Annotated in this window: 11 protein-coding genes; 6 read left to right on the forward strand and 5 right to left on the reverse strand. The window is 64.7% G+C overall.

From position 1 onward, the window contains the following. Positions 1–122: 122 nt before the first annotated feature. On the forward strand, positions 123–1064 hold the full coding sequence (locus tag NFJ07_RS06095; RefSeq protein ID WP_269993209.1) for a Bax inhibitor-1/YccA family protein: 942 nt from the start codon (positions 123–125) through the stop codon (positions 1062–1064). A 20-nt stretch (positions 1065–1084) separates the two neighbouring features. Here NFJ07_RS06095 and NFJ07_RS06100 read toward each other — a convergent pair whose 3' ends face one another. The 3 genes from NFJ07_RS06100 to galT are packed head-to-tail and all read right to left on the reverse strand — an operon-like array spanning position 1085 to position 4675. After that, a complete protein-coding gene (locus NFJ07_RS06100; protein WP_269993210.1) occupies positions 1085–2323 on the reverse strand; it encodes an acetyl-CoA C-acetyltransferase in 1239 nt (412 codons plus the stop codon). A gap of 52 nt (positions 2324–2375) precedes the next feature. After that, a complete protein-coding gene (gene galK, locus NFJ07_RS06105; protein WP_269993211.1) occupies positions 2376–3545 on the reverse strand; it encodes a galactokinase in 1170 nt (389 codons plus the stop codon). Continuing rightward, the gene (galT, locus tag NFJ07_RS06110) at positions 3542–4675 is read right to left on the reverse strand and encodes a galactose-1-phosphate uridylyltransferase (protein WP_269993212.1); all 1134 of its coding nucleotides are present in this window, start codon (positions 4673–4675) and stop codon (positions 3542–3544) included. The genes galK and galT overlap by 4 nt, the downstream gene beginning before the upstream one ends. A 103-nt stretch (positions 4676–4778) precedes the next feature. Between galT and NFJ07_RS06115 the strand changes: the two genes are divergently transcribed. From NFJ07_RS06115 to NFJ07_RS06130, 4 genes are read left to right on the forward strand one after another with little or no spacing between them, the layout of a single operon-like run. Then, positions 4779–5729 carry an aldose 1-epimerase family protein gene (locus tag NFJ07_RS06115; RefSeq protein ID WP_269993213.1) on the forward strand — a complete coding sequence of 317 codons (951 nt, stop codon included), beginning with the start codon at positions 4779–4781 and terminating at the stop codon, positions 5727–5729. A gap of 41 nt (positions 5730–5770) precedes the next feature. Beyond that, positions 5771–7096, forward strand: coding sequence for an AI-2E family transporter (locus NFJ07_RS06120; RefSeq protein ID WP_269993214.1), 1326 nt, complete (start codon positions 5771–5773; stop codon positions 7094–7096). A gap of 3 nt (positions 7097–7099) precedes the next feature. Beyond that, positions 7100–8338, forward strand: coding sequence for a threonine ammonia-lyase (gene ilvA / locus NFJ07_RS06125; RefSeq protein WP_236816223.1), 1239 nt, complete (start codon positions 7100–7102; stop codon positions 8336–8338). Positions 8339–8351: 13 nt separating this feature from the next. Beyond that, positions 8352–8978, forward strand: coding sequence for a rhomboid family intramembrane serine protease (locus tag NFJ07_RS06130; protein ID WP_269993215.1), 627 nt, complete (start codon positions 8352–8354; stop codon positions 8976–8978). Positions 8979–9188: 210 nt separating this feature from the next. Here the strand turns inward: NFJ07_RS06130 and greA are convergent, their stop codons facing one another. Both greA and NFJ07_RS06140 read right to left on the reverse strand, forming a co-directional pair. After that, positions 9189–9683 (reverse strand): transcription elongation factor GreA, encoded by a 495-nt coding sequence (greA, locus tag NFJ07_RS06135; RefSeq protein WP_269993216.1) that lies wholly within the window; start codon positions 9681–9683, stop codon positions 9189–9191. A gap of 153 nt (positions 9684–9836) precedes the next feature. Then, positions 9837–10295, reverse strand: a complete 459-nt coding sequence (locus tag NFJ07_RS06140; protein WP_269993217.1) for a DUF4307 domain-containing protein — start codon at positions 10293–10295, stop codon at positions 9837–9839. Positions 10296–10426: 131 nt separating this feature from the next. Here NFJ07_RS06140 and mca point away from each other — a divergent pair, with 131 nt between their 5' ends. After that, positions 10427–11332 carry a mycothiol conjugate amidase Mca gene (mca, locus tag NFJ07_RS06145; RefSeq protein ID WP_269993218.1) on the forward strand — a complete coding sequence of 302 codons (906 nt, stop codon included), beginning with the start codon at positions 10427–10429 and terminating at the stop codon, positions 11330–11332. Positions 11333–11338 lie beyond the last annotated feature (6 nt).

Raw genomic sequence — 11338 nt, forward strand, 5'->3', positions numbered from 1 at the left:
CGGCACCCTCACAACTAGGAGGGTGCCGGCATCGACGGCGGTGGAACTTTCGGTGCGGACCAAGCGTGGGAATTGGTAGCGTGAACTATCACTTCGCACCCATAGCAAGAAGGACACCCACCATGGCACTCGGCGGCAACCCGATCTTCAACGGAAAGAATTTCCGTGGAGCCACACAGGCTCCGCCCGTTCCCAGCTACTCCCACGGCCAGAACCAGTACGGCCAGAACCAGTACGGCCAGAACCAGTACGGCCAGGTTCCGGGCAGCGCGCCCGGCCAGAACCAGTACGGCCAGCCCGCCTGGGCGGCACAGCCGCAGATGACCAGCGATCAGCTGCAGCAGATGTACAACCAGCCCGCGGCCGGTCCGGCCGAGACCGGCCGTATGACTTTCGACGACGTCATCGTCAAGACCGCGGCCTGCCTCGCAGTTCTGTTGCTTGGTGCAGCCGTCACGTTGTTCGTTGCCCCCGGCACCGCAAACCTCCTCATGGTTGTCGGTGCGTTGGGCGGCTTCGCGTTGGGCATGGTCAACTCCTTCAAGAAGCAGCCGTCCCCGGCGCTGATCCTGACTTATGCCGGTCTTGAGGGCTTGTTCCTCGGAGGCCTGACCCGCCTTCTGGATGGTATGTTCCCGGGCGTTGGCCTGCAGGCAGTCATCGGTACCCTCGCGGTGTTCGGCGTGACGTTGGCCCTCTTCAAGAGCGGCAAAGTGCGCGCCACCCCCAAGGCAGTGCGCTTCTTCATGATCGCCATGCTCGGCTACCTCGTCTTCGCAGTGATCAACATGGTCCTGGTGTGGACCGGCGCCGTCCAGTCGCCGTTCGGCCTGAGCAGCAGCGTGCACATCTTCGGCATCCCGTTGGGCGTTTTCATCGGCATCCTGGCTATTGGCCTGGCCGCGTTCTCCCTGGTCATGGACTTCACGAGCATCGAGCAGGGTGTCCGGCAGGGCGCTCCGGAGAAATACTCCTGGACGGCCGCTTTCGGCCTGACCGTCACGCTCGTGTGGCTCTACGTGGAGATCATCCGGCTGCTGGCGATCCTGCGCGGCGACGACTAACCCTGGTGGTCTTCGGGCGGTTACGAAAGCCGCTCGAAGACCACCGCCATGCCTTGCCCGCCACCGACGCACAGGGTCGCCAGTCCCAAGGTGCCATCCCGCTCGCGGAGGCCATTGAGCAAGGTGGTGGTCATTCGGGCACCCGTCATCCCAAAGGGGTGGCCGAGGGCGATGGCGCCGCCATGAACGTTGAGCTTCTCCGGATCGATGCCGAGTTCGCGGGCGCTCGCCACCACCTGCACGGCGAAGGCTTCGTTGAGCTCCACCAGGTCGATGTCCGCCATGCTCAGCCCCGCCAAGGCCAAGGCCCGGCGGGAGGACTCTACGGGTCCCATGCCCATGAGTTCCGGGGAAAGGGCGCTGACGCCGGTCGAGACGATACGCGCCAGCGGCTCGAGGCCGAGTTCCCGGGCCCTGAAATCGCTCATGACCACTACGGCGGCGGCGCCATCATTAAGCGGGCACGCGTTCCCCGCGGTCACGGTCCCTTCCTTGCGGAATACCGGTTCCAAGGCACTGACCCCTTCAAGGGTGACACCGGCGCGGGGTGAATCGTCGCGGTCCACCACCGTGCCGTCCTTGCGGGTGTACGGCGTGATCTCACGGGCGTAGAAACCTGAGGCAATGGCCGCCTCAGCGCGGTTCTGGCTCCGGACTGCCCACAGATCCTGCTCCTCGCGACTGATCCCGTGGCTCGTGGCGACGTTTTCCGCGGTCTGTCCCATCGCGATGTAGACGTCCGGCATCCGTCCACCCATGCGCGGATCCGTCCATGGGGTGTTGGACGCGGCCCGGGCGGCCGTGCGGGCACGCGCCGCTTCAAACAGGGGGTTATGCAGGCTGGTGTCCGTTTCCCCCGCCCCTGCCCAGTTCTGGTAACGGGACACGGACTCTACCCCCGCCGAGACAAAGGCATGGCCTTCCCCGGAACCGATGGCGTGGAAGGCCATCCGCAGGGTCTGCAGGCTCGAGGCGCAAAAGCGGTTGATCGTGGCCGCGGGGACGGTGTCCAGACCGGCCAGGACGCTCACCACCCGGGCCATGTTCGAACCGGCCTCGCCACTGGGTTCGGCGCAACCAAGGTAGAGGTCATCGAGGCCGCGGCCGTCCAGTGATCCCGGATCGAAAGCCGGAATCTTCGCCAGCGCAGCAGTCACCATCGCCGCCGCGAGGTCATCAGGACGTTCGTCCTTGAGCGACCCTTTGAAGGCCCGTCCAATGGGGCTTCTGGCGGTGGAAACAATGACGGCCTCAGTCATGCCCCCAGCTTACGCCGGGGCCCGCTCGCCGAATGCGGCGAATGCACCGACGTCAGGCGAGGCGTGTGGCCCCGGCGGCCGGGGTCACGGTGAAGATGTCCGGCGTCGTGAAACCGGCCGCCACGAAGGCGCGTACGACGGCGTCGCGCACCTCCTGCTCATGGCCCACCGGAGTGAGGGCGATCGCTGAGCCGCCGAAGCCGCCTCCTGTCATTCGGGCACCGATGGCGCCGTGGGCGCGGGAGGTTTCCACCGCGAGATCCAGCTCCGGGCACGAGATTTCGAAGTCATCGCGCATGGACACGTGGCTCGCATCCAGGAGCCTGCCGATGTGGGCGGGCCCGTCCGTGATGAGGCGTTCCACCGTTTGCAACACGCGGTCGTTCTCCGTGACGATGTGCCGCACCCGCCGGAAAGTCGTGCTGTCCAGGAGGCCGCTGGCTTCCTCCAGATCGCCGATGCCAACGTCGCGAAGGGCCGGGACGCCCAGTACTTGGGCCCCCAGTTCGCAGGAAGCCCGACGGGAGGCGTAGCCCCCGTCCGCATGCGAATGGGAGACCTTGGTGTCGATGACGAGCAACACGAGCCCGGCTTCCTGGGCGTCGAAGGGGACCAGTTGTACGCTTTGGTCGCGGCAGTCCAGGAAGACGGCATGGCCCTTTGACCCGCGAAGCGAGGCAGACTGGTCCATGATTCCGGTGGGAGCGCCCACGAAGTCGTTTTCGGCCCTTTGCGTTGCGAGCACCATGTCTTCGGCACCCAGTCCCGCGCCCGTCAGCTCGTTGAGGGCCGAGATGACTGCGCATTCGATGGCGTGCGAGGAAGACAGTCCAGCGCCAAGGGGGACATCGGAATCCATGAGGAGATCGAAGCCGGGGACATGGATGCCGCGCTGTTGCAAGGCCCAGGCCACGCCGAGCGGATACTTCGTCCAGCCCTTGGCTGCTCCCGGGGCCAACATGTCCACGTCGGCCTCGACCATGCCCTGCTCGCCGAAAGTGGACAGCAGCCGGACGCGTGAATCACGGCGGATCCGGACTGCAACCTTCGCGGTCTTGTCGATCGCGAAGGGCAACACGAAACCCTCGTTGTAATCGGTGTGCTCGCCGATCAGGTTCACGCGTCCCGGTGCCTGCCACACGCCGTCGGGGGCTGAACCGAAAGTCGACTCGAAATGCCCGGACAGGACGCTCAGGGCGGGGGCATCGGGAGTGGAGGTCATGCTGGGGCCCCTTCCGGAATAGGGCGCCGCGAATCGCTGGCGACGGCGCGCAGCCGTTCTGCCACGGATTCGGGCGTGGTGTCGTTGATGAAGGCTCCCATGGCGGCCTCGGAACCGGCAAGGTACTTGAGCTTGTCGGCGGCACGGCGCGGGGAGGTGAGTTGCAGGTGCAGGTGGCCGGACGGTCTCAAAGCGGGATCCAAGGGTGCCTGGTGCCAGGCGGAAATGTACGGCGTGGGAGTTGGATACAGGGCGTCCATGCGCTTGAGCAACTCGAGGTAGACATGGGCCAGTTCGTCGCGTTCTTCGCCACTCAAGGCGGCGAGGTCTGGAACTTGCCGATGCGGGACGAGGTGCACCTCCAGCGGCCAGCGAGCAGCGAACGGCACGTAAGCGCTGAAATGCCCGGCCTCGAGCACCATGCGGCCTCCGTCCTGCCGTTCAGCCTTGAGGATCGAGGACGTCAGCGATTCCCGGCCCTTGGAGTCGTCGAAGTGCCGGCTGGCGGCGGCGCCAAGGCTTGCCGCCCGCGGCGTGACGTAGGGGTAGGCATAGATCTGTCCGTGCGGGTGGTGGAGGGTTACCCCGATGTCCGCACCCCGGTTTTCAAAAGGGAACACCTGCTGGATTCCAGGGAGAGCGCTGAGCGCCTCGGTCCGGTGCGCCCAAGCCTCAATGACCGTGCGTGCCCTGGTTTCGCCAAGCCCGGCAAAGGATCCTGTGTGGCTGGGGGTGAACGAGACAACTTCGCAGCGGCCGTAGGCGGGGCCTGACGTTCCCCAAGCAGGGGTGCCGGGGATCGTCCCGACCGCGGGTCCCAGGGAAGGGAATCGGTTCTCGAAAACCACGACGTCGTAGTCCGGCGCGGGAATTTCCGAAGGGTTCGCGGGCGTGGTGGGGCAGATCGGACACTGGTCCGCGGGCGGCAGGTGGGTGCGGCTTTGGCGGTGTGCCGCGACGGCGACCCATTCGCCGCTCAGCGCGTCGTAGCGCAGCTCGCCCGGATCAGCGCGCGACGGCAGCTCACGGTGATCCGTCAGCGAGCCGGGATCGCGCTCCGGCGAGCCGGCGTCGTCGAAATAGATCAGCTCCCGGCCATCGGCGAGGCGTGTGCTGGTAAGGCGAGTCATGGATTTATGGTGCCACAGAGCGCTCAAAAAGGCAAAATAACTAACAAAATTGAACATTAAGCGATGGGACCAAGCGACACGCGGGATGCAGTACGGTGGTGCCATGCCTCCCACAACACCGTTTTCCGCGCCAGGCGAAGAGACCATATCCCGCCGCTTTGCCAGCGGACGCCAATTCGAGATCCGCCGCGGTGACGCACTCGCCGTCGTCACCGAGCTCGCCGCGGGCTTGCGGTTGTTCAGCCGCGACGGCGTCCAGCTCACCGAGAGCTACGGTGACGGGCAACTTCCGCCCGGCGCCACCGGAATTACCCTGGCTCCGTGGGCCAACCGGATCGAGGACGGGATCTGGTACCTTGACGGCAAGAAGCAGCAACTGGACATCACGGAGGTGTCCCGCAGCAACGCGAGCCACGGGCTCCTGCGCAACTCGTCCTATGCCCTCGTGGCGGAAGACGAGTTCTCCGTGACCCTCGAAGCCGTGATCTTCCCGCAGCACGGCTACCCCTTCCTCGCCCGGCATCAGGTCCGGTACGAGATCGACGCCGGGCTCGCACTGCGGGTCTCCCAGAGTTTCATCAATGATTCGGCTGCCCCCGCGCCTTTCGTACTCGGGGCGCACCCGTATTTGCGCGTGGGGGACGTTCCGCCAGAAGAGCTGGTCCTGACTGTCCACGCCGGCACGCGGCTCGTGGCCGACGAGCGGCTTATCCCGCGTAGCTCTGTCGCCGTCGATGGCGATTTTGATCTTGGCGGCGGCCGCAGTGTGGGCGGCCTCGATATCGATGTGGCGTTCACCGGGTTGGCGTACGACGGCGGCGTCGCCCGCCAAACGCTGTCAGCGCCGGATGGCCGGAGCGTTTCCTTGGAGCAGGACGAAAACTGCGCCTACGTCCATGTTTTCGTCACGGATACTTTTCCGGGCCGCTCGAAGGCCGTTGCGATCGAGCCCATGACCGGTCCGGCGAACGCGTTCAACTCGGGGGAGGGCCTCCGCTGGCTTGAACCGGGGGAGACCTTCACCATGACGTGGGGAATTGTGGGCGCGCTGTAGATGGGTTTCCCATCCGGCACTCCCTGCGGAATTATGGGGGAATGACGCCAGCACAGGACGCCACGCCAACAAGTGACCCGGTTTCGGCCGTGCCCAGGGCGGTGTCGGAACATCACATTGCGCAGGACATCCCGTACGGAGTCCGGATTGCCGCCGCTTGGGCCTGGCGGGTGGGCCTCATATTGGTGGTACTTGGGGCCCTCATTTGGTTGTTGGGGAAGGTCAGCTTCCTCATCATCCCGCTCATGGTCGCCTCCCTCCTGGCCGGCTTGCTCTATCCGGTCACGGGGTGGCTCAGGAAGCTCAAGGTGCCGCACGGAGCGGCTGTCGCCATCACTGTGGTGGGGTTCCTCGGGGTCATTGCGGGAGCCCTGGCGTTGGTGGGACGGCAGCTTGCCGTGGGATTCGGCGAGCTCTGGCTGGAAGCGCTTGCGGGCATCCAGCAAATCCAGGCGTGGCTCGCCGATGGGCCGCTGCATCTGACCGCGGACCAGATCGACACATATATCCAGAGCGCCACCGCGGCCCTGCAGAACAACAGCAGCAGCATCCTCAGCGGTGCCCTGTCGTTCGGTAGTACCGCCGGGCATTTTGCCGCGGGCATGGTCTTGGCCCTGTTCATCCTGATTTTCTTCCTCCTGGAAGGATCCAGGATCTGGCGGTTCATTGTCGGGCTCCTGCCCAGGACTGCACGCTCAGCGGCCGACGGCGCCGGCCGGCGCGGTTGGTCGTCGATGGTCAGCTACGTGCGCATCCAGATGTTCGTGGCGTTCGTGGACGCGGTGGGGATCGGCGTCGGCGCAGCGATTATCCAGGTTCCCCTCGCCCTGCCCCTGGGTGTCCTGGTGTTTATCGGTTCATTTATCCCGGTGGTTGGTGCCCTCGTGACGGGAGCCATCGCCGTGCTCCTGGCTTTGGTGGCCAACGGTCCCGTCAACGCGCTCGTCATGTTGGCCATCGTGCTGTTCGTGCAGCAGCTAGAAAGCCATATCCTCCAGCCGCTCATCATGGGCAAGGCCGTATCGCTGCACCCTGTCGCCGTGATCTTGTCGGTCGCAGCCGGTTCCTACCTGGCCGGAATCCCGGGAGCGCTCTTTGCCGTTCCGCTCCTCGCCGTAGCAAATACGGCGGTTCGCTATATTGCCGCGCGGACGTGGGAACATGATGAAGGACTGATGACGGCGTACGCTGGCGCAGGGACTGCACCACAGGACTCCGATGAGGACCCCACCATCAAGGAAATCCACCTTCCCGGCGCCATCGCCGGCGCACGGTCCAACAGCGGCAAAGGCGCCGCAGGTCAGTACGCGGCTGCGGAACGGACATTCCCCAAGGATGCCGCAGGCCACACCAACAAAGGAGAATAACCCGTGAATACCCTCGATACCCTGCCCGTCACCCTGGACGATGTCCTTAAGGCGCGGGAGCTGCTCGAGGGCATTATTACCAAGACGCCCATCGAGTCCTCACGGGCCCTGGGAGCGATGGTAGGCGGAGAGGTCTTCTTCAAATGCGAGAACCTCCAGCGGGCAGGTTCCTTCAAGGTCCGTGGCGCCTATGTGCGGATGGCGCGCCTGTCTCCTGAGGAAAAGAAGCGCGGCGTGGTCGCGGCTTCGGCTGGCAACCACGCGCAAGGCGTTGCAGTGGCGGCGAAAAGCCTGGGAATCAAGGCACGCATCTACATGCCGCTCGGCGTAGCGCTTCCGAAGCTTGCTGCGACCCGCAGCCACGGAGCCGAAGTTGTCCTGCACGGACACAACGTCGATGAGGCCCTGGCCGAGGCGCAACGCTACGCCGACGAAACAGGCGCCGTCTTCGTCCACCCCTTCGACAACGTCGACGTCGTGGCGGGCCAGGGCACCGTCGGGCTCGAAATCCTGGACCAGGTCCCCAACGTCGACACTGTCCTCATGGGCGTCGGTGGCGGTGGCCTGCTGGCTGGAGTCGCCGTCGCGATCAAAGCGAGGGCAAGGGAGCTGGGACGCGAGATCCGGATCATCGGCGTGCAGGCCGAAAATGCGGCCGCCTACCCGCCGTCGCTCGCCGCCGATGCCTTGGTGCCGCTCAAGAAGGTTTCCACCATGGCGGATGGCATCGCCGTCGGACGCCCCGGCCAACTGCCCTTCAGCATCATCCGCGAACTTGTGGACGACGTCGTGACCGTGAGCGAAGACTCCTTGGCCCGGGCGCTCATCTTCCTGCTGGAGCGGGCCAAGATGGTGGTTGAGCCGGCCGGTGCTGTCGGCGTCGCCGCCCTCATGGACGGCAAGATCGAAAACCCCGGAACCACTGCCGTCATCCTGTCCGGCGGCAACATCGACCCCATGCTGATGCTCAAGGTGATCCAGCGCGGCCTCTCAGCGGCCGGACGCTACATGACAGTGCGCATGATGCTGGATGACCGGCCCGGTTCCTTGGCCACCATCGCCCGCATCATCGCCGAAAACGATGCGAATGTGACCGGCCTGGACCACACGCGGGTGGGCGGCGCGATCAGCATGGGCGACGTCTCCATCACCGTCAACCTGGAAACCAAGGGCCACGAGCACAGCGAGCAGGTCCTGGCAGCCCTTCGTGCCGAGGGCTTCCACCCGATCGTGGTGCACTGACGGGCTGCTGACCATGGCGCTTTACGGCAACGGGGACGGGCGGATACCGGCCAAGGATTCACTGGCCACCCGCGCCAGGGGTGGATTGCTGTTCATGGGTGGCTTCGTGGCGCTGTTGGCTGTGATCGAGTTGGTCAACACCTTGATGTCGCACAGCCTCAACGCCACCTTCGGGCTGCGGCCGCGGAGCGTGGACGGGGTTTTCGACATCCTGACGTTCCCCTTGTTCCACGCCAATTTCGGTCATCTCCTGTCCAATGCGCTGCCGTTGGTCATCTTCGGATTCCTGGTATTCCTGTCCGGTCTCCGGGTGTTCCTGACGGCTCTTGCGTTCAGCTGGCTAGGTTCAGGCCTTGCGGTGTGGCTCATCGGCACAGGAGGTGTGACAGTAGGCGCTTCGGGCCTGGTTTTCGGGCTCTTCGCGTTCCTGCTGGTGCGTGGCTTTTTCAACCGCAGCTGGTGGCAAATCCTACTGTCCGTGGTGCTCTTCCTGGCGTATGGCAGCATCTTGTTCGGCCTGCTGCCCATGGTATTGGGGATCGTCTCCTGGCAAGCGCATCTTGGCGGGGCCATCGGGGGAGTGGTGGCCGCAGTGCTGCTGCGCCCGCGCCCCGCCGCCGCCGTGGCCCCACCCAGCTAACGCCGTGGCCCACCCAACTAACTCGCAGTTGTTGTCGTTATGAGGGCTCATAACGACAACAACTGCGAGCTAGTTGGGGGAGCAAAAGCAAAACGGCGGCCCTCCCCGCGAAGGGGTGGGCCGCCGAAACGACAACAACCGCGTGGGCCCACGCCGCCAGGGTTCCCTGGCCGGTGGGGACTTGCGAGGCGAGGGTGGCGGTGGGGACTATCAGCCAGCGAACGGCTTGGCGGAAACAATCTCCACCGGAATTTCCTTGCCGTTGGGGGCGACGTAGCTGATCTTGTCGCCTTCCTTGTGGCCCATGATGGCCACGCCCAGCGGGGACTTCTCGCTGAAGACGTTGAGATCGGAATCGCCGGCGATTTCACGGGATCCGAGCAGGAAGGTCTCTTCGTCACCGGCGATGCGGGCGACGACCAGCATGCCGGGCTCGACGATTCCGTCATCGGCCGGAGCTTCGCCGACCTGGGCGTCGCGCAGGAGCACGGTCAGCTGGCGGATGCGGGCCTCGATCTTGCCCTGCTCCTCCTTGGCGGCGTGGTATCCACCGTTTTCCTTGAGGTCGCCTTCCTGGCGGGCGGCTTCGATCTTCTGTACGATCTCCGCACGGCCAGGGCCGGAAAGGCGGTCCAGCTCTGCCTTCAGGCGGTCAAATGCGTCCTGGGTAAGCCAAGCTGCAGGCGCGCTGTTGGTGGTCGACACGGACTTCTCCTTATGGATCTGACAAGCAAAGACCCCGCCGGTGCAGGCCACTCGTGGAACTCAGCAACCAACTCAGCGGGGTTAAGGTATTGATCTAGTGTAGTCAATCCTGTGGACAAACCCAAGCTCGCTGAGTCGCGGGTCACACGTTTGTTATTTGCTGCTGTCGACAATCCAGCAGTTGTCCACGACGGCGGACACGGCCCCGGACTCGGTGCGAAGGATGGTCCTTTGGGCGGTTGTCTGGCCGCCGTCGGCGCCGTCCTTGGGGGCATTAGGGCCGATCTGGACGACTTTCCAGCCGACCACCGCGAACCCGGAGTCCATGGCCTTGATGGCACATTTTGCCGTGGCATCAGGATTCTTGGTGACTTGGAAATCGACCACGGTTTGGGTGGCGTCGGTAGCGCTGTAGCCGATGTCTTTGAAAGTCACAGACGATTGCGAGGAAGAAATGGTCAACCATGCCAGGAGCCCGATACCGAGAACGATAAAGGCGATCACGATGTTCCGTTTGGTTTTCCCTCCGAAGGCGCGCTTTTGGCTGCCGTAGCGATTGGCTAGGCTGGTAGTTGCCGGCAGCGCCGTGCCCGATGGGTCTTCCGAAGTCACCCACCTAGTTTAGTGGGCTTTCGGCACCTCGATGCACACCATGGAAACGCCTCGGCAACACCCGGCCATCAGCCTTACCCAGAAGAGCATTACCCAGAAGAGCTTTACCCCAGAAAGAGGAACCGTACCGGATGAGCACATCCACCAGTCCCGACACGCAGCTCCGGCTGCTCGCCGTCCACGCGCATCCGGACGACGAGTCAAGCAAGGGCGCGGCAACCATGGCGATGTACGCGGCTTCCGGCGTGGAGGTCATGGTGGCTACGTGCACTGACGGTTCCCGCGGGGACATCCAGAACCCGGCCATGGAGTCGGCTCCGCACCCGAAGCGGGACATGGCAGGCGCGCGGCGCTTGGAAATGAAGCAAGCTGCCGCGGTCCTGGGAGTCAAGCAGCGTTGGTTGGGTTTCGTGGATTCCGGACTGCCCGACGGCGATCCGTTGCCACCCCTGCCTAGCGGCTGCTTTGCGCTTCAGCCCCTTGAGCGGGCGGCGGCACCGCTGGTCCGCCTGGTCCGCGACTTCAAGCCGCACGTCATGGTGAGCTACGACGAAAACGGCGGCTACCCGCATCCGGACCACATCATGGCCCACAAGGTTGCCGTCGAAGCTTTCCACGCTGCGGGTGACCCGGAGCGCTACCCGGGGATAGGCGAAAGCTGGGCGCCCAGCAAGCTGTACTACGACCGCGCCTTCAGCCCGGACCGCTTCCGCGCCTTGCATTTCGCGCTCGAAGAGGCAGGATTGCAATCGCCTTACGCCGAACGCTTGGCTTCCTGGCTGGAAGCCGATGCGGAAGGCCACACTCCGCCGAGGCCGATGCACCAGACCACCACGAAGGTGGATTGCGGTGACTACTTCGAGGCCCGAGACGACGCACTCCGGGCGCATCGGACGCAGATTGATCCCCTTGGCTTCTTCTTCGCGGTGTCCCCGGACATGCAGCGCAGGGCCTGGCCGTGGGAGGACTACACGCTGGTCCACTCCCGGATCCCGGCCGAACTGCCGGAAAAGGACCTGTTCGCAGGGCTAAGATAGGATCGT

This window comes from Arthrobacter sp. B2a2-09, from assembly GCF_027587375.1.
GTDB lineage: Bacteria > Actinomycetota > Actinomycetes > Actinomycetales > Micrococcaceae > Arthrobacter.

Bases quoted from the DNA above. Each gene is read 5' to 3' on its own strand.
- NFJ07_RS06095 (WP_269993209.1), top strand. From the start codon at position 123: ATGGCACTCGGCGGCAACCCGATCTTCAACGGAAAGAATTTCCGTGGA.
- NFJ07_RS06100 (WP_269993210.1), bottom strand. From the start codon at position 2,323: ATGACTGAGGCCGTCATTGTTTCCACCGCCAGAAGCCCCATTGGACGG.
- galK (WP_269993211.1), bottom strand. From the start codon at position 3,545: ATGACCTCCACTCCCGATGCCCCCGCCCTGAGCGTCCTGTCCGGGCAT.
- galT (WP_269993212.1), bottom strand. From the start codon at position 4,675: ATGACTCGCCTTACCAGCACACGCCTCGCCGATGGCCGGGAGCTGATC.
- NFJ07_RS06115 (WP_269993213.1), top strand. From the start codon at position 4,779: ATGCCTCCCACAACACCGTTTTCCGCGCCAGGCGAAGAGACCATATCC.
- NFJ07_RS06120 (WP_269993214.1), top strand. From the start codon at position 5,771: ATGACGCCAGCACAGGACGCCACGCCAACAAGTGACCCGGTTTCGGCC.
- NFJ07_RS06130 (WP_269993215.1), top strand. From the start codon at position 8,352: ATGGCGCTTTACGGCAACGGGGACGGGCGGATACCGGCCAAGGATTCA.
- mca (WP_269993218.1), top strand. From the start codon at position 10,427: ATGAGCACATCCACCAGTCCCGACACGCAGCTCCGGCTGCTCGCCGTC.